This window comes from Nocardioides sp. SLBN-35 (assembly GCF_006715725.1).
In the GTDB taxonomy this organism is placed as follows: domain Bacteria; phylum Actinomycetota; class Actinomycetes; order Propionibacteriales; family Nocardioidaceae; genus Nocardioides.
This window is the reverse complement of record NZ_VFNU01000001.1, coordinates 4,040,034-4,059,162: the sequence shown is the minus strand read 5'-3', so window position 1 is coordinate 4,059,162 and position 19,129 is coordinate 4,040,034. Positions and strand designations below refer to the sequence as shown.

Genomic DNA, 19,129 nt, shown 5'->3' with positions numbered 1-19,129 from the left:
GGAATGGAAGCGGACCACGGTCCGTTTAGACCTCCATGACTGACACCCAGAGCACCCGCGTCGCCGTCCTCGTCGGATCCCTGCGGGCCGACTCCCTCAACCGCAAGCTCGCCGAGATCCTGCGCGACGAGGCGCCCGCCGGCGTCACGCTGGACATCGTCGAGGGTCTCGACCAGGTCCCGTTCTACAACGAGGACCTCGACGGCGCGACCGCGCCGGCCGCCGCCGTCGCGCTGCGCGAGCGCGTCGCCTCCGCCGACCGCGTCCTGGCCGTCACCCCCGAGTACAACGGCACCATGCCGGCCGTCCTCAACAACGCCATCGACTGGATCTCGCGCCCCTACGGCGCCGGCGCCATGGTCGGCAAGCCGTTCGGCGTCATCGGCGCCACCCCCACGCCGTACGGCGGCAAGTGGGCCCACGGCGACACCGCCCGCTCCGCCGGCATCGCCGGTGCGATCGTGGTCGAGGACGTCACCGTCTCGCAGCCGGCCGTCGACGTCGACCCGACCACCGACCCCGAGGTCCGCGCCAAGCTGCTCGCCGCGCTCGGCACCCTGGTCGAGTTCGCCCCCGAGGTGAGCGCGGCCTGACCCCGCCCTCGCCCGACGCCGCTGCCGCACGCCCTCTGCGTGCGGCAGCGGCGTTTTGGCGAGCCGTCTTAGCAGTAACAGCGTGTGACAACAAGAGTTGATCTTCTGGTGACGCTTTGGCTGGATGGGACCGGCGGGAGGGCTCGGACCCCGTCGCATCCCCCCACCCCCTGCTCCCAGGAGAGAACATGACGCTGCTCCCGTGCCGTCGCTCCCGTGCCCGCCTCGCCGCCCTGGTCGCGGCACTCGCCCTCCCCGCCGCCGCGCTGGTCCCGACCGCCCCGGTGGCCCACGCCGCCGACGAGCCGCACCCGTTCGAGGTCTTCCGCAACTGCCCCGCAGCGCAGATGCTGGCCGAGGCCGACGACGCCTCGACGTCCTGCGTGACCGCCGTGGTCACGGGTGGCACCTTCGTGATCGGCAACGGCACCGTCCCCGTGACCGCGCAGTCGGTGCTCTCGCTCGGCATCGCGAGCGTCGGCGCGGGGGAGAAGACCTTCGGCACGCCCGGCAAGGTCTTCACCTCCGGCCCGATGCAGGTCCCCGGAGGGCTGCTCGGCGTGCCCGGCCTCGAGCGGCTGCTGCCCGGTCTCACCGACGTGACCGCGACCGTCGAGCTCGCCACGACCGAGCTCCCGCAGATCGACATCCTGGCCTCGATCTACGGCGGCGAGGTGGTCGCCCTGCCCGTGAAGATCCGGCTCAAGAACGCCCTGCTCGGCACAAACTGCTACATCGGCTCCAATGCGAACCCGATCGTGCTGCACCTGGCCATGGAGAAGGCCGGGTCCTTCGAGTTCGTGCCGGTCGGCGAGGCCGGCAGCCTGATCCACGCCCGTGGGGGTGTCGTCGTCGACAGGTCCTTCGCCGTCCCGGCGGCCACCGGGTGCGGGGTGGGCGGGCTCCTCAACGGGGTCGTCAACTCCCGCCAGGGCCTGCCGTCGCCGGCCGGCAAGAACAGTGCGGTCCTCGACCAGGACGCCTACCTGGGCGGGCCGGCCTCCCAGGTCCTGGCCTTCCAGCAGGGCTGAGCACGATGGGTAGGGTCGGGTCGTGGCCGAACTCCACGACCTGACCGCCCTCGAGCAGGGGGCGCTGATCCGCTCCGGCGAGATCAGCCCCGTCGAGCTCACCGAGCACTACCTCGAACGCGCCGCGCGACTCCCGCAGGAGTACGTCGACGGCGCGTTCGTGCTCCGCGACCCGGATGCCGCGCGGCGCCGGGCCCGGGAGGTCGCCGCGGTCGGACCGGTCGGGGACGGCGCGTCCCCGCTGGCCGGCGTACCGACGGCGATCAAGGACCTCAACCTCACCCGCGGCGTACCGACCGCCTTCGGGTCGCCGGTGTTCGCGGGCTACGTCCCTGAGGTGTCCGACAGCGTGGCCCTGGCGATCGAGGACGCCGGGATGGTCAGCCTCGGGAAGACGAGCACGCCCGAGTTCGGATCGCCCTGCTACACCGAGCCAGAGGGCCGTCCGCCGGCGGTCACGCCGTGGGACACCACCCGGATGGCCGGCGGCTCCTCGGGTGGCGCGGCCTCGGCGGTGGCCGCCGGGCTGGTGCCCGTCGCCCAGGGCTCCGACGGCGGGGGCTCGATCCGCATCCCCGCCTCGTGCTGCGGCCTGGTCGGGCTCAAGCCCAGCCGTGGCCGGGTCAGCGGCTTCCCGATGTACGGCGACCCGATCGGGCTCGCCGTCTCCGGCCCGATCGCCCGCACGGTCGCGGATGCCGCCGCGCTGCTCGACGTGCTCGCGGGCCGTCGCGCGGGCGACCCCACGTGGGCGCCGGCTCCGGGCGGCACCTTCCTCGAGGCCGCCGGGCGCGAGCCCGGCCGGTTGCGGATCGCGCGCTTCGACCGGCCGGTCATCGCGGACGTCGAGGTGCACCCCGAGGTCCAGCAGGCGTACGACGACGCGTCGCGCCTGCTCGCCTCCCTCGGCCACGTGATCGAGGACGTGCAGGTGCCGCTGCCGCCTGAGGCCGTCGGCGTCTTCGAGACCTGCTGGGCGGTGCTCACCGCGCTGTCGACCGTCCCGCTCGAGCCGGCCCAGCGGGCGCAGGTCCGGCCGCTGACCCGGTGGCTGGGCGAGCGTGGCGAGGCGGTGTCGGGCCCGGAGTTCGGCCTGGCGATCGGGGCGATGCGCCGCCATGCCGCCGACGCGCTGGTCGCGCTGGCGCCGTACGACATCGTGCTCACGCCGACCCTCGCCAGCCCGCCGCTCCCGGTCGGCGCGATCCGCGACGACGCCGACCCGGCGGCCGACTTCGAGGCGCAGAAGCGCTTCACGCCGTGGACCTCCGCGTGGAACGTCACCGGCATGCCGGCCATCTCGCTGCCGCTGCACCAGACACCCGACGGACTCCCGGTCGGCGTCATGCTCGCCGCCCGGCCCGCCGAGGAGGAGCTGCTCCTCTCGCTGGCCGCACAGGTCGAGGCCGCGGCTCCGTGGAAGGACCGTCACCCACCCCTGTGGTGAGGCTGTGCTGAGGCTCAGCCGAACCAGGTCGACACCTGCTCCCGGAACCCGCCGGGAGCAAGGGATCCAGCGCCGTCGGGGATGACGGCGAGGACGGGTACGCCGGTCACCCGGGGCAGGTCCGTGCGGTTGCACGTCTCGGCGAGCCCGGGCTCGGACGGCCAGGCGCCGATCACCAGGCCCGCCGGCTCGACGCCGCGCGAGCGCAGCGCCGCGACGGTGAGCTCGGTGTGGTTGAGCGTGCCGAGCCCGGCCCGGGCGACGACGACCACCTCGGCGCCGAGCGCGACGGCGAGGTCGAGCAGGGTGCCCCCGTCGAGGTCGAGCCGGACCAGCAGCCCGCCGGCGCCCTCGACGATCACGACGTCGTACGACGCCGCGAGGTCGCGGATCCGCGCGGCGTGCTCGGCGACCGTCGGCAGGCTCTCGCCCTGGCGGCGCGCGGCGGTGTCGGGGGCCAGCGGCTCGTCGAGCGCGGCCAGCTGGACGGCCTCGCAGCCCGCGAGGGTGCGCACGGTGTCGACGTCGGGGACGTCCGGGTCGGCGCCGCCGACGCCGGTCTGCACCGGCTTGACGACGAGCACCCGCCCGGGCGTGGTCGCGGCGAGGGCCGCGGTGGCGACGGTCTTCCCGACCCCGGTGTCGGTGCCCGTCACCACGACGACCCGGGTCACTGGTGCTCCTTCACGAGCTCGACGAGGACCGCGACCGCGCGGTCCCATCGGTCCGCGGGAACCCCGGCCGTGACGGTGATCCGCAGCCGGGAGATGCCGTCGGGCACCGACGGCGGGCGGAAGCAGCCCACCCGCAACCCGGACTCGAGCGCGGCGGCCTGGGCGGCGACGGCGGCCTGTGGCGAGGACATCGGCACCGACAGGACGGCGCCGGCGGGGGCCACGACGCCGAGGGTGTCGGCGAGCGCAGAGACCCGCGTCCGCACGGTCGCGCCCAGCTCGGGGCGCGCCCGGATCGCCCGCAGTGCGGCCAACGCCCCCGCGGTCGGGGCCGGGGCGAGGCCGGTGTCGAAGATGAACGGCCGGGCCCGGTTGACCAGGTGCTCGCGCAGCGCGGGGGAGCCGAGGACCGCCCCGCCCTGGGCGCCGAGCGACTTCGACAAGGTGGCGGTGACGACGACGTGCGGGCGTCCGGCGAGGCCGAGCGTGGCCACGAGCCCCGGCCCGTGGACCCCGACGGCGTGCGCCTCGTCGACGACCAGGAGGGCGTCGTACTGCTCGCAGAGGGCGCTCAGCTCGACCAGCGGCGCCGCGTCGCCGAGCACGGAGTAGACCGACTCGACGAGCACCATCGCCCGCTCTCCGGCTTCCGCTGCAGCGGTCAGACCGGCCCGGACGGCGTCGACGTCGCTGTGCGGTACGACGCTCAGCCGGGCCCGCGAGAGCCGGACCCCGTCGATGAGCGAGGCATGGACGTGGGCGTCCGAGAGCACCCGGGTCGTGCGGTCAGCGAGTGCCGCCACGACGGCCAGGTTGGCGTGGTAGCCGGTCGAGAACACCAGGGCCGCGGGCTGCCCGAGGTAGTCGGCGAGCTCCCGCTCCAGCTCCTCGTGCAGCGCGAAGGTGCCGGTGACCAGGCGCGAGGCGCTGGCGCTGGATCCCCACGTCCATGCGGCGTCCGCGGCCGCCCGCCGTACGTCGGGGTCCCGGGCCAGGCCGAGGTAGTCGTTGCCGGCCAGGTCGATCGTGCTGTCGTCGGCCGCCCGCGCCCGCAGGCGCCGGGTGAGGCCGGCGGCCTCGCGCTCCTCGGCCTGCGCCGCGAGCCAGCTCTCCCAGCTGCTCGGGTCCCGGGTCATCCTGCCTTCACCGCCTCCGCGATGCCGCTGACGATCCGGTCGATCGCGTCCGGTCCGGCGACGTACGGCGGCATCGCGTACACCAGGTCGCGGAACGGTCGCAGCCACACGCCCGCGGCGAGCGCCGCGTCGGTCGCGGCGACCACGTCGACGGGGTGGTCGAGCTGGACGACGCCGACGGCGCCGATCGTGCGGACGTCGACGACGCCCGGGAGCGAGCGCAGGGGAGCGAGCCCGGTCGTGAGCCGCTCGCCGATCGCGGTGACCGTCGCCGCCCAGTCCGAGGAGAGCAGCAGGTCGATCGACGCGCTCGCGACCGCGCAGGCCAGCGGGTTGCCCATGAACGTCGGGCCGTGCATGACGACGCCCGCCTCGCTGCCGGAGATCCCGCGGGCGACCGCGTCGGTGGTGAGGACGGCGGCGAGGGTGAGGTACCCGCCGGTCAGCGCTTTGCCCAAGCACAGCACGTCGGGGGTCACCAGCTCGCTGACGAACAGGTGGCCGGTGCGGCCGAAGCCGGTGGCGATCTCGTCGAACACCAGCAGCAGGCCGTGCTCGTCGGCGACCTCGCGCAGCACCCGCAGGCACTCCACCGGGTAGGGCCACATGCCACCCGCACCCTGCAGCAGCGGCTCCACGATGATGCCGGCGAGCTCGCGCGCGTGGCGGGCGGCGAGGTCGCGCACCGCGTCGGCCCAGTGGGCGATCGCGGCCGGAGCGGCGTCGTACGACGGCGGCCGGGGCGCGAAGACCTGCTCCGGCAGCAGCCCCGCCCACAGCGAGTGCATCCCGCCGACCGGGTCGGTGACGCTCATGCAGTCGAAGGTGTCGCCGTGGTAGCCGCCGAGGACGGTGAGCATCCGGGTGCGCCCAGAGGGGTGATCAGTGCGGCCGGCACCGCGCTGGTACTGCAGCACCATCTTCATCGCGACCTCGACGCTCACCGAGCCCGAGTCGGCCAGGAAGACCCGCTCCAGCGGCTCGGGGGTGATCTCGACGAGGCGCCGGCCCAGCTCCACCGCGGGCTCGTGGGTGAGGCCGCCGAACATGACGTGACTGAACCGACCGGCCTGCTCGGCGACGGCGGCGTCGAGCACGGGGTGCCGGTAGCCGTGGATCGCCGACCACCACGACGACATCGCGTCGACCACCCAGCGGCCGTCGACCTCGAGCTCGCAGCCGCGGGCGGCCGTGACCAGCCGGACCGGGGTCGGCTCGGTCATCGACGTGTAGGGGTGCCAGAGGTGCTCGCGGTCGAAGGCGAGCAGGTCGACGGCCTCGGAGACGGTCATCGCTCAGGCGTTGGCCGGGACCTCGGTGCCCGCACCACGGGTGCGGATCTGCGGCCCGCAGGCACCGCCGGACGCACACCCGCCGCACGCGTCGCCGCAGCCGTGCGCCGCGACCGGGCGGTCGTGGGCCGCGATCAGCTCGTCGAACGCGTCGGCGTCGAGGCCGAGGATCGTGAAGCCGTTGTCGCGCAGCATCTCCAGGTCGGCCTTGGCGTCCTGGCCCTCGGAGGTGAGGTAGTCGCCGAGGAAGATCGAGTTCGCGACCTGCAGCGCCGTGGCCTGCAGGGTGCGCAGGTGCATCTCGCGCCCGCCGGCGATGCGGATCTCCTTGTCGGGGCACACGAAGCGCGCCATGGCCAGGATCTTCACGCAGCGGAGGGGGGAGAGCTCCCAGGTGTTCTCGTACGGCGTTCCGTCGAACGGCATCAGGAAGTTCACCGGGATCGAGTCGGTGTCCAGTGCCTTCAGCGCGAACAGCGCCTCGACCAGCTGCTCGTCGGTCTCGCCGAGACCCGCGATCAGGCCCGAGCACGGTGACAGGCCGGCGTCCTTGGCCTTGCCGATGGTGTCCACGCGGTCGTCGTACGTGTGCGTCTGGACGATGTTGTCGTGGTGCGACTCGGCGGTGTTGATGTTGTGGTTGTAGGCGTCGACGCCCGCCGCCTTCAGCCGCGCGGCCTGCCCGTCCTTGAGCAGGCCGAGGCAGGCGCAGACCTCGACGCCGTCGTACTCGTCCTTGAGGGCCTCGGTCATCTCGACGACCTTGTCGATGTCGCGCTCGGACGGACCGCGGCCCGAGGACACCATGCAGACCCGGGTCGCGCCGCCGCGCAGCCCGGCGCCGGCCTGCTTGAGGGTCTCCTCCTTGGAGAGCCAGGAGTACTTGAGGATCGGCGCCTCCGAGCCCATCGCCTGCGAGCAGTAGTTGCAGTTCTCGGGGCACAGGCCGGACTTGAGGTTGACCAGGTAGTTGACCTTGACCGTGTTGCCGAAGTGCGCGCGCCGCAGCCGCCCGCCGGCGGCCACGACGTCCATCAGGTTGCTGTCGGGCGCCTGGAGTACGGCGAGCGCGTCGGCCTCGGTGGCCGCGCCCCCGCCGAGGATGCGGGTGGCGAGCTCGTCGAAGTTCGTGGTCATGGTGCTCCTCGTGCGGTCCTGGGTGCCGAACTGAACGGTGTTCAGGTTGCTCAGGATAGCCGGGATCCGCGGCTTTGTGGAGAGGCGACCAAGCTGGCCGGTCGAGATCACTCGTCGCCGAGGCCGCGCGCGTGCAGCGCGTCCCCGGTGGCCCGGGCGTGCGCGACGACGCGGATCACGAGCGGCGTGAGATAGGCGCGAGGGTTCCGCTCGAGTCCCCGCGCCCGCGCGGCGTCGCGGGTCTCGCCGGCGATGGCGAGGGTGAGCGGGATGCCGCGGATCATCAGCGAGAACGCGAGCGCGACCAGCTCCGGGTTGACCCCGAAGCGGCGGAACGGCCCCAGCCAGCGGGTGATCGCATCGACCATCCGCTCGACGGAGGTGGTCGTGGTGAACACGGTCGCGAGCAGCAGGAGTGCCACCAGGGCGCCCACGACGACGAAGGCGTGCTCGGCACCCCTCTGCCAGGTCTGGTACGCCGCCAGCAGGGTCATCGCGACCACGACGCCACGCAGCGCGCGCACCGCCCGGCCCAGCCGGACGCCGGCGACCACGCAGCACAGCGCCGCCAGCACGAGCAGCCCGGCCGTCGTCGGGACACCCCGGAACGCCACCGCGACCACGCTGAGCACCAGCAGGCCGAGCAGCTTCGCGCCGACCGGCAGCCGGTGGAAGACGGACCTGCCCGGCTGGTAGTCGCCGAGCGGGCCGGCGGTCACCCGGCGCTCGCGCGGTAGTGGGCGACGACCTCGGCGGGCGCACCGTCCGCGACGACGGTGCCGTCCTCGACCAGCAGCGCCCGGTCGCAGCGCAGCGCCAGGTCGAGGTCGTGGGTCGCGAGCACCAGCTGCTGGGGGAGGCCGAACAGTAGGTCGCCGATCAGCCGGGCGTTGCGCAGGTCGAGCAGCGTGGTCGGCTCGTCGGCGACCAGGATCGCGGGGTCGGTGGCGAGCACGCCGGCCAGCGCGAGCAGCTGCCGCTGTCCGCCGGAGAGGGTGTGCACACTGCGGTCGGCCAGCTCCTCGAGCCCGTACGACGCCAGCACCGCCCGCGCGGCGACGGCCCGCTCCTCGCGCCCGCGCACCTGGTGGCGCAACGACAGCGCGACGTCCTCCACGACGGTCGGCATGACCAGCTGGGCGCTGGGGTCGGTGAACACGAACCCGACCCGGCGTCGTACCTCCCGGCCCTTCTTCGCGACATCGAGCCCGTCGACGGTGACGCGGCCGGAGGTGGGCTCGACCAGTCCGTTGACCAGCCGGGCGAGGGTCGACTTGCCCGAGCCGTTGGGGCCGATCAGCGCGATCCGCTGCTCGGTGAGGTCGAGCGAGGTCTCCCGCACGACGGTGACCTCGGGGACCGGGCCACCGGGCGTCGCGGCCCGGACCACGACCCGGTCGAGCTCGACCCGGCTCACGCCGCGGAGGCCTCCTCGACCTCGGCGGGGCGCCTGCGGGCGGCGAGGTCGGGGAACGCCTTGTGCACGGCGGTCGCGACCAGCGCCATCACGACGTTCTTGGCGATGTCGCCGGGGAAGTAGGCGGCGTCGAAGCTGAACGCCTCCTTGAGGCTGAGGTCCGCACGCCAGGCGAGGTTGAGCGGCCCGAGGGTGTGCACGACGAGGAAGCTGCTGAGCAGGCCGCAGGTGAACACGAACGCGAACTGCGTGGCGTTGTTGCGGTTGCGGTAGACGAGGAAGCCGCACAGTGCGGCCGCGATCGGGAACGCGACGAGGTAGCCGGCGGTCACGCCGCTGTAGTGCGAGATGCCGGACGCGCCGCCGGAGTAGATCGGCAGCACCAGGCCGGCGACCAGGTAGAGCACCACGCACAGGAATCCGCGCACCGGCCCGAGGACGGCGCCCGCGAGCAGCACGCCGAAGGTCTGCAGCGAGTACGGCACGCCGATGCCGGTCTTGATGTCCGGCAGGATGGCACACACCGCGATGAGCGCGGCGAAGCCGGCGATCAGGGCGACGTCGGTGGTGGGGGTACGGCGATTCATCGGGTCACTCTCGGTTCCGGGGGAGCGCGGCAGCGCGCAGTTGAACGGTGTTCAGGTTAGGCTGGCGCTCGCACCCGGGTCAACGCGGCCCGGGGGACGAGACGAGGAGAGCCAGGGTGCGCTACCGGAGGGACGACGTGGTCGCGCGCGCGATCGAGGTGCTCGACGCCCACGGCCTCGACGCGCTCTCCATGCGGCGCCTCGCCGGCGACCTCGGCGTCCAGCCCGGCGCGCTCTACCACCACTTCACCAACAAGGACGCGCTGCTGGCGGCGATCGCCGACGAGATCCTGCGCCGCGGCCGCCGCCCCGCCGAGATCATGGCCTGGGACGCCGAGGTCCAGCTGCTCTGCCTCGGCCTGCGCGACGCGATGCGCCGCCACCGCGACGGCGCGGTCCTCATCGCCCGGGTCAACCGCGCCGACGCCGAGGGCCTGGAGCGGCCGCTGCGCGCGGCGCTGGAGCGCGCCGGGGCCGACACCGGCCTCGCCCGGATCGCAGCCCGCACCCTGCTCCGGTACGTCCTGTCCCACGAGGACGACTCCGACTCCGACTTCGCCCTCGGCCTCGAGCTCGTGCTCGACGGCCTGCGCCGGCGGCTCAGCCCGTCCGCGTGAAGGTGATGCTCGCGGGCGTCTGAGGGCCCCGGTCGAGGGCCTTCTTGCTGCAGCCCCAGCAGTTCTGCTGGACGACGACGCGTCGGCCGTCGACGTCGAGGATCCACCAGTGGCCGGTGTAGGGGGCGGGGCCGCTGACGGCGGTGTCGGGGTTGCCGGGGAGCTGGATGGCGCTGCCGTCGCACTTGGTGTCGTCGTAGCCGGCGGGGATGCGGGCTTCGAGGTAGGTGCCGTGTGCGCCGCCGAGGTCGACGGGTTGCGGGGGCGAGACCTGGTAGGCCGGCAGTGTGGTGAGGGCTTGGACGAGGTCGTCGACCGTGGGTCCGGTGGGGACGATGGTCTGGTCGGTGCAGGGGTCGCGGGGGACGCCGTACTGGTCGCCGGCGAGCTCGGTCTTGAGGATGAAGCTGTCGGTGGCGAGGAAGAGGCCGTCGTCGTGGGCGGAGGTGTCGGTGGGGAGGTCGACGTCGAAGGCGAGGGAGTCGTCGAGCGGGATGCGGTAGCGGCCTGCTGCGAGACTGACGGGGTTCTCGTCCGGCCCGTGTGGCGGCAGCGGGAGCACGCCCGCCGGCAGGTCGGAGGGCGAGGTCGGCGGTGCCTTCGCCGGCTGGATGGCACCGCCGTGGTCATCGACGGTCGACACGACGATGCCTCCGCCGACGAGGAGGAGTGCGGTCACCGCGCCGACCGCGATCCCGGTGCGGCGCTGTCGTCGGCGCGCGGTGCTCACCAACGAGTCGAAGTCGGGCGGCACCACACGCTGCGCGAGGTCTCGGAGCGGTTCCCAGTCAGCCATGGCTCGGCTCCTCCTTGTCCGTCAACAGCACACCGAGCCGCTGTCGTCCTCTGCCCAGTCGTGACTTCACGGTGCCCTCCGGAACCTGCAGCTGCTCGGCGATCTCCGCCACCGAGAGGTCGGCGAGGTGGTGCAGCACCACCACCTCGCGCTGGGCCGGGTCCAGGAGCGCGAGCGCACTGACCAGTGCGACGTGCTCAGGACCGACCGCGACCGCCGGCTCGGGGCCGCGGTCCAGGGCCTGGTGTCGGCGTACCACCGCGAGGTGGCGCCAGCCGCGGTGCAGCCGGCGTAGTGCGACGGTACGGATCCATGCTTCGGGGTTGTCGACCGAGCGCAGCGTCCTGCGCTTGCGGATCGCGGTGATGAACGCGTCCTGCACGGCGTCCTCCGCGTCGGTGAGATCACCGCAGATCGCGTACATCTGGACGACGAGCCGGCGGTACGACGCGGCGTACAGCGCGTCGATGTCCTCCGCCTGCTCCGTACCGTCCATCAGCGCCTCCACCATCTCGCTCAACCGTCCCGCATCACGGGGCCGGTGTGAAGGTGATGCTCTGCGGCGCCTCGGGGGCGCGGGCGAACTCCTTCTTGCTGCAGCCCCAGCAGTTCTGCTGGACGACGACGCGTCGGCCGTCGACGTCGAGGATCCACCAGTGGCCGGTGTAGGGGGCGGGGCCGCTGACGGCGGTGTCGGGGTTGCCGGGGAGCTGGATGGCGCTGCCGTCGCACTTGGTGTCGTCGTAGCCGGCGGGGATGCGGGCTTCGAGGTAGGTGCCGTGTGCGCCGCCGAGGTCGACGGGTTGCGGGGGCGAGACCTGGTAGGCCGGCAGTGTGGTGAGGGCTTGGACGAGGTCGTCGACCGTGGGTCCGGTGGGGACGATGGTCTGGTCGGTGCAGGGGTCGCGGGGGACGCCGTACTGGTCGCCGGCGAGCTCGGTCTTGAGGATGAAGCTGTCGGTGGCGAGGAAGAGGCCGTCGTCGTGGGCGGAGGTGTCGGTGGGGAGGTCGACGTCGAAGGCGAGGGAGTCGTCGAGCGGGATGCGGTAGCGGCCTGCTGCGAGACTCACGGAGTCCTCGCCCGGCCCGCGCGCGGGGAGCGCGAGGATCCCCTCCGGAAGGTCGGCGGCAGGAGCCGAGGATCGATCGGCGGCCACGGACGGACCATCCTGCTGGGTCGCCTCCGCGGGCTCGTCGTCGGAGCAGCCGGCGGCCAGCGGCAGGAGAGCCGCGGCGAGGGCCACGCGGGCCGCGATCGTTCGTGATGACATCGAGGTCTCCTCGGTGGAAGGTGGCGGACGCCGAGTCGCCCCTGATGCACCCACGAGGTCCGAGTCCGCCACCGGGTTCCCGGCGCGCGCGGGTCTTTGCCCGGCCGTCGTCGTACGCCGCTCGTTATCGTGGCCGTAACGACGAGGAGGCAGAGTGGACGACATGGCACCGAAGACCCAGAAGCCCGTGACGGTCGTGCTCTTCGGCGCGACGGGAGACCTCGCCCGCCGCAAGCTGCTGCCGGGGATGCTGCACCTGTTCGAGACCGGGCTGCTGCCCCAGCTGCAGATCATCGGTACGTCGCTCGACGAGCACACCACCGAGTCCTTCGTGCAGTTCGTGCACGAGGCGGTCCAGGAGTTCTCGGGCGACGACGGCGACATGGCGGCCTGGCCGGAGTTCGCGAAGCTGCTGCACTGGGCCCCCGGCAGCGAGGGGCCGGCGGGCCTGCGTGCCGCGGTCGAGAAGGCCGAGTCCGAGTGGTCGGGGGACCGGGTCCGGCTGCACTACCTGAGCGTCCCGCCGAAGGCCGCGCTGTCGGTGGTGAAGACCCTCGACGACGCCGGCCTGGCCGAGGGCAGCCGGATCATCATGGAGAAGCCGTTCGGGGTCGACCTCGCCTCGGCGAAGGCGCTCAACGCCGAGCTGCACAAGACCTTCGACGAGTCGCAGATCTACCGGATCGACCACTTCCTCGGGAAGGAGGCCGCGCAGAACATCCTCGCCTTCCGCTTCGCCAACGGCCTGTTCGAGCCGATCTGGCACCGCAACAACATCGACCACGTGCAGATCGACGTGCCCGAGGAGCTCGGGCTCGAGCAGCGCGCCAACTTCTACGAGTCCACCGGCGCCTACAAGGACATGGTGGTCACCCACCTGTTCCAGGTCCTCGCGTTCACCGCGATGGAGCCGCCCACGTCGCTGCACCCCGACGCGATCCGCGAGGAGAAGAACAAGGTCTTCCGCTCGATGATGCCGATCGACCCGGCGAACGTCGTACGCGGTCAGTACCAGGGCTACCGTGACATCGAGGGCGTGGCGCCCGAGTCGGAGACCGAGACCTTCATCGCGCTCAAGTGCTTCGTCGACAACTGGCGCTGGGCCGGCGTCCCGTTCTACCTGCGCACCGGCAAGCGGATGGCCGAGGGTGCCCGGATCATCTCGATCGCGTTCAAGGAGCCGCCGCGCTCGATGTTCCCGAAGAACTCCGGCGTCGGCGACCACGGCCCCGACCACCTGACCTTCGACCTGGCCGACAAGGCCAAGATGTCGCTGTCCTTCTACGGAAAGCGGCCCGGTCCGGGCATGAAGCTCGACAAGCTCTCGATGCAGTTCGCGATGGGCGACACCACCTGGGCCGGCTCCGTGCTCGAGGCCTACGAGCGGCTGATCTACGACGCCGCGCGCGGCGACCAGACCCTGTTCACCTCCGCCGAGGGCATCGAGCGGCTGTGGGAGGTCTCCGAGCCGCTGCTCGAGAATCCGCCCGTCGTCCGGCCCTACCGGCAGGGCAGCTGGGGCCCGAACCAGATCCACCAGCTGGTGGCGCCGTACGCCTGGCGGCTGCCGTTCGAGCGGCAGTGGCGCAACCCCAACGCCATGGGCGGCTGACCCGGCTAGCGCACGACCACGTCGCTGTAGCCGACCGGCCCGCCGAGCAGGTCGCGCCGGGAGACCGGCGTGCGGCCGTCGACGTCGCTCACCCCGAGCTCGCTCGCCAGCTCGGCACCGATCAGCGCCCGCCCGGTCTTCTCCCGCTTGACTCCGGCCGGGCCGCCGGCGAGCGCCGCGATCACCCGCCCGGTCAGCTCAGGGTGCTCCATGATCGGCAGCGAGGCGGCGTACAGGTCCGGGTCGGCGTCGACGACCCGCATCGTCCGCTCGGTGCGCAGCAGCCCCGGCCACAGGGCCACGACGCTGACCCCGGTGTCGGCCAGGTCGACGGCCATGTCGTGGGTCATCTTGTCGACGCCCGCCTTCACCGCGCCGTACGCCGGACCGTGCAGGTAGCAGACCGCGCCGAAGCCGGAGATGTTGACGACCAGCGGTGCCCGCTGCGCCGACTCCAGCAGCAGGGGAGTGGCGTGCCAGGTCGTCGTGTACGTCGAGCGCAGCCCGACGTCGAACATCATCACCGCGTCGAGCGGCTTCTCCCAGAACCCGCCGCCCGCGGTGACCTCGTCGGGTACGGCGAACGCGTTGTTGACCAGCAGGTCCAGGTGTCCCTGCTCGCGCCGTACCTGCTCGACGAGGGCCGCGACCGCCCCGTCGTCGCGGTGGTCGCACGCCACCGCCACCCCGGTCCCACCGCGCTCGGTGACCTGCTCGGCGGTCTCGCCGATGGTGCCGCCGAGGTCGTGCGACCCGGGTGCGACGCTGCGGCCGGTGACGTAGACGGTGTAGCCGGCCTCGCCCAGGGCGAGGGCGATTCCCTTGCCCAGCCCACGGCTGGCTCCGGTGACGACGGCGACGCGGCGGTCCTGCTGCTGTGGCACTGCTGGGCTCCTAGATGACACCGGCACGGCGCAGCGAGGCTACCCGGTCCTCGGCGTACCCGAGCTCGGCGAGCACCGCTTCGGTGTCCGCGCCGACCTCGGGCGCGCGCCGGGGCGGGCGGCGCTGCTCGCCGACGACGTTGACCGGTGTCGGCAGCAGGTCGGCGCCGTGCTCGGCCGCGGGCCACCAGGGCATGCGGTGCGCGAACTGGGGGTCGCGGCCGATCCCGGCGGCGTCGTTGACCGGCGCGATGGGGCAGTCGATCGCCAGCCCGAGCTCGACCCAGTCCGCGGTGGTCCGGGTCGCGAAGAGTGCGCGCAGCTCGGCACGCAGGTCCCGGTCGCCGGTCGCGTGGTCGCCGTACTGCTGGCCCTCGCGTCCCTCGAAGAGATCGAGCCGGTCGCAGGCGACGCAGAAGTTGCGCCAGAACTCCTGCTCGGACGCCTGGAAGAGGACGTGCCCGTCGGCGGAGCGGTAGTACTGGTAGCGCACCGCCTCCTCCATGCCGCCCGGACCCGGCCGCCGCCGCGCCCCACCGTCGGCCGGGTTGCCGGTCACCTCGGGCTCCGGCCGCTCGTAGGCCCGGTGCCCCTCGATCGGCAGCCAGTTGCTGAAGGCGGCCGCGTCGCTCTGGGAGATGTCGAGGTGGCACCCGACGCCGGTACGACGGGCGCGGAGCACGGCGGACACCGCCGCGAGCGCTCCCCACAGCGGGCCGACCTTGGTCCCGGTGCCCGTGTGCTCGGGGATGTAGGTGAACCCCTGCTCGTCGACGGCCGGCGCGGCGAGGCCGGCCCACGCGTCGAAGCCGACGCCGTGCGACGGCAGGTCGCGGTAGGGCCCGTCGATGCCGAACCCGGACAGCGAGCAGAGCACGATCGCCGGGTTGACCCCGCGAAGCCGGTCGAAGCCGAGGCCGCGGCGCTCCAGGGCGCCGGGCCGCATGCCCTCGACCACGATGTCGGCCCCGGCGACGAGGTCGAGGAACACCTCGGGGCCGCCCGGCGAGCGCAGGTCGAGGCGGATCGACCGCTTGCCGCGGTTGACGTGCCAGTGCAGCAGCGAGCTCCCCTCGACGATCGGCCAGCCGAGCCGGCGGATGTAGTCGCCGCCCGGGGGTTCGACCTTGATGACCTCGGCGCCGAGGTCGCCGAGGGTCATGCCCAGGGCGCCGGGCTCCAGCAGCGTGCACTCGACGACGCGGATGCCATCGAGCAGGGGTGGGTGGGTCACGGAGGATTCCTCTCGAGGGTCAGGGCTGGCGGCCGGTGCGCAGGGGCGACTTCGGAGCGGCGCACAGCAGGGTGCGTCGGTCGGACAGGACGAGGCCGGCGGTGCGCTCGCGCCACCGGTCGACGGCGGGATCGTGGTCGAGGAGCTCCTCGACCTGCGCCCAGTGGTCCCAGTCCGGGACCGACCACACGACGATCACCTCGCTGTCGGAGACCATCGCGGTCCGGTAGGCGCCGGTGAGCCGGAGTCCCGCGGCGAGCGCTGTGTCCAGCCATTGGTCGGCCAGGAGCGAGAGGTACTCGCGCGCTGATCCCCGTGCTACCGCCACCACCTCGTGGAGGTGGCAGGCGGCGGGCGGCAGGTCCGCGCACAGTGCCTCGATGCTCGGGCTGTAGTCGGCCGGCAGCAGGATGCGGTCGCGCCCGCCGGAGCGGAGCTCGGCGGCCGCGGACCACCACCTGGCCAGCGTGGGGTCCTGGAGCGAGTCGTGCGAGAGCTCGTGGGCGAAGTTGGCCGCGAGTCCCTTCCAGCCGTCCAGCTCCCACATGTTGACGACGCTCGGCCAGCGGCCGGTGCTGCCGACCGTCGCCCAGACCCCGAAGCAGCGCATCCCGCGCTCGGCGCGCGCGGCGGCGTCCCAGCCCGACGTCATGTGCTCCATGTAGTCGGCGCGGCGGGCCCCGATGATGTCGATCTCCTCGTGGATGTAGATCGCGCTCACCGGGCGGCTACTTGGCGAGGTTGGCGTCGATGACCTCGTCCTCGGTGAGCGGGTCGGAGTAGACCAGCACGCCGTCCTGCCGGGCGTAGGTCGCCTGGTAGCGGTCGGTGAGGCCGTCCGGGTAGGCCAGGTCGGGCGGGAAGACGAGCTCGGGCAGCTTGTCGAGCTGGTCGTCGGAGATCTCGAGCTGCTTCACCAGCGCGGCGCGGACCTCGGGGTCGTCGTGGTAGGCGCCCTGGAGGTGATCGGCGACGACGCTGCGCATGCCGGCCAGGAGGCGCTTGCCCTTGTCCCGGTCCTTCTCCAGCAGGTTGGGGCCGAAGAGCACCGCGCCCATGGTGATGTCCTCCGGCTGGCCGAACGCGAAGGCGAGGTCGGCGGACTTCTCCGCCTCGAGCCACACCGGGTCGGAGAGCCAGCCGGCCTTGACCGCGCCGCTCTCGAGGGCGACGAGGATGTCCGTGGCACCCATCGTCTGGAACTCCACGTCACTCGCGGAGATGCCGCTGCGCTCGAGCTCCTCCTCCAGCACCATCGAGACCGGCGCACCGGCGCCGACGGCGGTCGCGACGGTCTGGCCGCGCAGCTTCGCGGGGTCGAAGGTGCCGTTCGGTGCGAGGTCCTTGCTGACCCACAGGCCGGATCGGCTGTTCGGCGGCGGGAACATGCCGGGTGCCACGATCTTGATGGGCGAGCCGCCGGACACCGCGTTGAAGAAGGCCGCGCTCGGCGCGCTGAACACGGCGTCCACCTCGCCGGTGGCGAGCAGGACCATCGCGTCGCTGGGTGCGGCGGTGACGATCTCGACGTCGATGTCCTGGTCGGCATAGCTTCCGAGCTCCATGCCGACCAACAGCGGCGCGAAGGCCTCGAGCTTGGCGGAGATGGCGACCTTGACGGTCTTCTTGTCGGCGGCGTCGTCCGACGAGCCGCAGGCGGCGAGCAGGACGCTGCCGAGGAGCCCGGCGAGGAGCAGGGCGAGCTTTCGGGTCAACACGTGGGTTCCTTTGCTGGGGTCGTGGTGGGGTGGCGCGGTCACCGGCGGTTCGCCGGCTGCGCCCAGGGGAGGAGCCGCCGTCCTAGGGCGGTCACCAAGGTCGTGCAGAGCAACCCGAGAAGAGCGATGACGCAGATGCCGACGTACATCGGCCGGGCCTGGAAGAGCGACCAGCTGTGCCAGATCCGGAAGCCGACGCCGCTGTTGCCCTGGACGAACTCGGCGCCGACGATGACGAGGATGGCGACGCCCACCGAGAGCCGCAGGGCGACGAACAGCTGCGGGAGGAAGGCCGGCCACAGCACGTGGCGGAACATGTCCCAGCGGCTCGCGCCGAAGGCGCGGGCCGCCTCGCGGTAGCCCTCCGGGATGGCGGTCACGCCGGCCATGCAGGTGATCCACGTGGGGAAGAAGACGGACAGCGCGACCAGCAGGACGAGGGGCGTCTCGCCGAGCCCGAAGATCAGCAGGAGCAGTGGCAGGAGCGCGAGCTTCGGCACGGTGTAGAGCGCCGAGAGGAACGGGTCGAGCGCCGCGCGGACGAGTCCGGACAGCCCGAGCGCGAGGCCGGCCCCGGCACCGGCCGCAGAACCGGCGACGAACCCGACCACCACGCGGCGCAGGGTCGCGCCGAGGTCGTCGAGCAGCACGCCACTGCGGATCATCTCGCCGGCGGTCGACAGGATCATCGTCGGTGCGGGGAAGAAGCGCACCGGGATGGCGTCCGTGCGCGCCGCGACCTCCCAGGCGACGAGCACGACCATCGGCGTCAGTACGGCGAGCGACCGCTCCAGCCGCCGGCGCCGGCGGGCCGTCCGGACCGGGTCGATCTCCGCGGCCGTCGGCCGGACCGCCACCGTGGCGCTCACGAGGCCCTCCCGCCCTCGAAGGTGCGGGAGACCTCGTCGCGCAGGAGTGACCAGAGCTGCTGCTCCAGGGCCGCGAACGCGGGCTCGCCCCGGGTCTCGGCCGAGCGCGGCCGGTCGAGCGGCACGGGGAGATCGGCGAGGATCCGGCCCGGACGGGCGGACATGACGACGACACGGTCGCCGAGCAGGATGGCCTCCTCCAGGCTGTGGGTCACGAAGACGACCGTGCGCCGGTCGCTCTGCCACAGCGCGAGGAGCTCCTCCTGGAGCACGGTGCGCAGCTGGGCGTCGAGCGCCGCGAACGGCTCGTCGAGCAGGAGCACCTCGGGCTCGACGGCGAGCGCCCGGGCGATGGAGACGCGCTGGCGCATGCCGCCCGAGAGGGTCGCCGGGAAGGCGTCGGCGAAGTCGGCCAGGCCCAGGCGGGACAGCCACGTGTCGACGGTCCGGGTCGCCTGGGCACGCGGCACGCCCGCGACGTCGAGGCCGAACCGGACGTTGGCCCGCACCGACTTCCACGGGAAGATCCCGTAGTCCTGGAACACCATCGCCGTCGGCGTGCGGCCGGTGGCCTCGTGGTGGACCAGGACCTCGCCCTCACTGGGTCGGTGGAGCCCGGCCATCATCCGCAGCAGGGTCGACTTGCCGCAGCCGGACGGCCCGACCAGGCAGACGAACTCGCCCTGGCGCACCGTGAGGTCGACGCCGTCGAGGGCGACGACGGCGTCACGGGTGCCGTACCTCTTGCCGACGCCGCGCACCTCGATAGCGGCGGTGCCCGTCGTGGCGGGCTCGGTGGTGGGGGACAAGGTGG

Annotated in this window: 21 protein-coding genes; 5 read left to right on the top strand and 16 right to left on the bottom strand. The window is 72.9% G+C overall.

Going from position 1 to position 19,129, the window contains the following annotated elements; all coding sequences use genetic code 11:
- Window positions 1–35: 35 nt before the first annotated feature.
- From FBY23_RS19610 to FBY23_RS19600, 3 genes are all read left to right on the top strand, one after another.
- Entirely contained in the window at window positions 36–593 is a 558-nt protein-coding gene (locus FBY23_RS19610) for an NAD(P)H-dependent oxidoreductase (RefSeq protein ID WP_141799676.1), read from the top strand.
- A 188-nt stretch (window positions 594–781) separates the two neighbouring features.
- Entirely contained in the window at window positions 782–1,624 is an 843-nt protein-coding gene (locus FBY23_RS19605; RefSeq protein WP_141799675.1) for a hypothetical protein, read from the top strand.
- A gap of 22 nt (window positions 1,625–1,646) precedes the next feature.
- A complete protein-coding gene (locus FBY23_RS19600; RefSeq protein WP_141799674.1) occupies window positions 1,647–3,071 on the top strand; it encodes an amidase in 1,425 nt (474 codons plus the stop codon).
- Window positions 3,072–3,085: 14 nt separating this feature from the next.
- Here FBY23_RS19600 and bioD read toward each other — a convergent pair whose 3' ends face one another.
- The 7 genes from bioD to FBY23_RS19565 form a co-directional block, all read right to left on the bottom strand.
- Window positions 3,086–3,745, bottom strand: coding sequence for a dethiobiotin synthase (gene bioD / locus FBY23_RS19595; protein WP_260806093.1), 660 nt, complete (start codon window positions 3,743–3,745; stop codon window positions 3,086–3,088).
- Window positions 3,742–4,881 carry an 8-amino-7-oxononanoate synthase gene (locus FBY23_RS19590; RefSeq protein WP_141799672.1) on the bottom strand — a complete coding sequence of 380 codons (1,140 nt, stop codon included), beginning with the start codon at window positions 4,879–4,881 and terminating at the stop codon, window positions 3,742–3,744. The genes bioD and FBY23_RS19590 overlap by 4 nt, the downstream gene beginning before the upstream one ends.
- Entirely contained in the window at window positions 4,878–6,173 is a 1,296-nt protein-coding gene (locus FBY23_RS19585) for an adenosylmethionine--8-amino-7-oxononanoate transaminase (protein ID WP_141799671.1), read from the bottom strand. The genes FBY23_RS19590 and FBY23_RS19585 overlap by 4 nt, the downstream gene beginning before the upstream one ends.
- A 3-nt stretch (window positions 6,174–6,176) precedes the next feature.
- Window positions 6,177–7,310, bottom strand: coding sequence for a biotin synthase BioB (bioB, locus tag FBY23_RS19580; RefSeq protein ID WP_141799670.1), 1,134 nt, complete (start codon window positions 7,308–7,310; stop codon window positions 6,177–6,179).
- A 107-nt stretch (window positions 7,311–7,417) separates the two neighbouring features.
- Window positions 7,418–8,029 carry an energy-coupling factor transporter transmembrane protein EcfT gene (locus tag FBY23_RS19575; RefSeq protein WP_141799669.1) on the bottom strand — a complete coding sequence of 204 codons (612 nt, stop codon included), beginning with the start codon at window positions 8,027–8,029 and terminating at the stop codon, window positions 7,418–7,420.
- Entirely contained in the window at window positions 8,026–8,727 is a 702-nt protein-coding gene (locus FBY23_RS19570) for an energy-coupling factor ABC transporter ATP-binding protein (RefSeq protein ID WP_141799668.1), read from the bottom strand. Before FBY23_RS19570 ends, FBY23_RS19575 begins: the two co-directional genes overlap by 4 nt.
- Window positions 8,724–9,314 carry a biotin transporter BioY gene (locus FBY23_RS19565; protein WP_141799667.1) on the bottom strand — a complete coding sequence of 197 codons (591 nt, stop codon included), beginning with the start codon at window positions 9,312–9,314 and terminating at the stop codon, window positions 8,724–8,726. Before FBY23_RS19565 ends, FBY23_RS19570 begins: the two co-directional genes overlap by 4 nt.
- A 116-nt stretch (window positions 9,315–9,430) precedes the next feature.
- Between FBY23_RS19565 and FBY23_RS19560 the strand changes: the two genes are divergently transcribed.
- Window positions 9,431–9,931: a TetR family transcriptional regulator gene (locus tag FBY23_RS19560; protein ID WP_141799666.1), complete on the top strand. Its 501-nt coding sequence runs from the start codon at window positions 9,431–9,433 to the stop codon at window positions 9,929–9,931.
- Here FBY23_RS19560 and FBY23_RS19555 read toward each other — a convergent pair.
- From FBY23_RS19555 to FBY23_RS19545, 3 genes are read right to left on the bottom strand one after another with little or no spacing between them, the layout of a single operon-like run.
- Window positions 9,915–10,727 (bottom strand): hypothetical protein, encoded by an 813-nt coding sequence (locus FBY23_RS19555; RefSeq protein WP_141799665.1) that lies wholly within the window; start codon window positions 10,725–10,727, stop codon window positions 9,915–9,917. The two genes, FBY23_RS19560 and FBY23_RS19555, sit on opposite strands and share 17 nt — an antisense overlap.
- A complete protein-coding gene (locus tag FBY23_RS19550; RefSeq protein WP_260806593.1) occupies window positions 10,720–11,238 on the bottom strand; it encodes an RNA polymerase sigma factor in 519 nt (172 codons plus the stop codon). Before FBY23_RS19550 ends, FBY23_RS19555 begins: the two co-directional genes overlap by 8 nt.
- Before the next feature lie 19 nt (window positions 11,239–11,257).
- Window positions 11,258–11,998, bottom strand: coding sequence for a hypothetical protein (locus tag FBY23_RS19545; RefSeq protein WP_141799664.1), 741 nt, complete (start codon window positions 11,996–11,998; stop codon window positions 11,258–11,260).
- A 163-nt stretch (window positions 11,999–12,161) separates the two neighbouring features.
- Here FBY23_RS19545 and zwf point away from each other — a divergent pair, with 163 nt between their 5' ends.
- On the top strand, window positions 12,162–13,610 hold the full coding sequence (gene zwf, locus FBY23_RS19540) for a glucose-6-phosphate dehydrogenase (protein ID WP_141799663.1): 1,449 nt from the start codon (window positions 12,162–12,164) through the stop codon (window positions 13,608–13,610).
- A 5-nt stretch (window positions 13,611–13,615) separates the two neighbouring features.
- Here zwf and FBY23_RS19535 read toward each other — a convergent pair whose 3' ends face one another.
- The 6 genes from FBY23_RS19535 to FBY23_RS19510 are packed head-to-tail and all read right to left on the bottom strand — an operon-like array spanning window position 13,616 to window position 19,124.
- Complete coding sequence (locus tag FBY23_RS19535; RefSeq protein ID WP_141799662.1) at window positions 13,616–14,494, bottom strand: SDR family NAD(P)-dependent oxidoreductase; 879 nt, start codon at window positions 14,492–14,494, stop codon at window positions 13,616–13,618.
- Window positions 14,495–14,504: 10 nt separating this feature from the next.
- Window positions 14,505–15,728 carry a CaiB/BaiF CoA-transferase family protein gene (locus FBY23_RS19530; RefSeq protein ID WP_141799661.1) on the bottom strand — a complete coding sequence of 408 codons (1,224 nt, stop codon included), beginning with the start codon at window positions 15,726–15,728 and terminating at the stop codon, window positions 14,505–14,507.
- Window positions 15,729–15,747: 19 nt separating this feature from the next.
- Window positions 15,748–16,449: an NIPSNAP family containing protein gene (locus tag FBY23_RS19525; RefSeq protein ID WP_141799660.1), complete on the bottom strand. Its 702-nt coding sequence runs from the start codon at window positions 16,447–16,449 to the stop codon at window positions 15,748–15,750.
- A gap of 7 nt (window positions 16,450–16,456) precedes the next feature.
- Window positions 16,457–17,446, bottom strand: coding sequence for an ABC transporter substrate-binding protein (locus FBY23_RS19520; RefSeq protein WP_141799659.1), 990 nt, complete (start codon window positions 17,444–17,446; stop codon window positions 16,457–16,459).
- A 38-nt stretch (window positions 17,447–17,484) separates the two neighbouring features.
- Window positions 17,485–18,315: an ABC transporter permease gene (locus FBY23_RS19515; protein ID WP_222117886.1), complete on the bottom strand. Its 831-nt coding sequence runs from the start codon at window positions 18,313–18,315 to the stop codon at window positions 17,485–17,487.
- The gene (locus tag FBY23_RS19510) at window positions 18,312–19,124 is read right to left on the bottom strand and encodes an ABC transporter ATP-binding protein (protein WP_260806092.1); all 813 of its coding nucleotides are present in this window, start codon (window positions 19,122–19,124) and stop codon (window positions 18,312–18,314) included. Before FBY23_RS19510 ends, FBY23_RS19515 begins: the two co-directional genes overlap by 4 nt.
- Window positions 19,125–19,129: the final 5 nt, after the last annotated feature.

Excerpts from the sequence above, each read along its gene's own strand:
- FBY23_RS19585 (WP_141799671.1), bottom strand. The coding sequence starts at position 6,173 with ATGACCGTCTCCGAGGCCGTCGACCTGCTCGCCTTCGACCGCGAGCAC.
- FBY23_RS19610 (WP_141799676.1), top strand. The coding sequence starts at position 36 with ATGACTGACACCCAGAGCACCCGCGTCGCCGTCCTCGTCGGATCCCTG.
- zwf (WP_141799663.1), top strand. The coding sequence starts at position 12,162 with ATGGCACCGAAGACCCAGAAGCCCGTGACGGTCGTGCTCTTCGGCGCG.
- FBY23_RS19605 (WP_141799675.1), top strand. The coding sequence starts at position 782 with ATGACGCTGCTCCCGTGCCGTCGCTCCCGTGCCCGCCTCGCCGCCCTG.
- bioB (WP_141799670.1), bottom strand. The coding sequence starts at position 7,310 with ATGACCACGAACTTCGACGAGCTCGCCACCCGCATCCTCGGCGGGGGC.
- FBY23_RS19545 (WP_141799664.1), bottom strand. The coding sequence starts at position 11,998 with ATGTCATCACGAACGATCGCGGCCCGCGTGGCCCTCGCCGCGGCTCTC.
- FBY23_RS19590 (WP_141799672.1), bottom strand. The coding sequence starts at position 4,881 with ATGACCCGGGACCCGAGCAGCTGGGAGAGCTGGCTCGCGGCGCAGGCC.
- FBY23_RS19565 (WP_141799667.1), bottom strand. The coding sequence starts at position 9,314 with ATGAATCGCCGTACCCCCACCACCGACGTCGCCCTGATCGCCGGCTTC.
- FBY23_RS19550 (WP_260806593.1), bottom strand. The coding sequence starts at position 11,238 with ATGGTGGAGGCGCTGATGGACGGTACGGAGCAGGCGGAGGACATCGAC.
- FBY23_RS19555 (WP_141799665.1), bottom strand. The coding sequence starts at position 10,727 with ATGGCTGACTGGGAACCGCTCCGAGACCTCGCGCAGCGTGTGGTGCCG.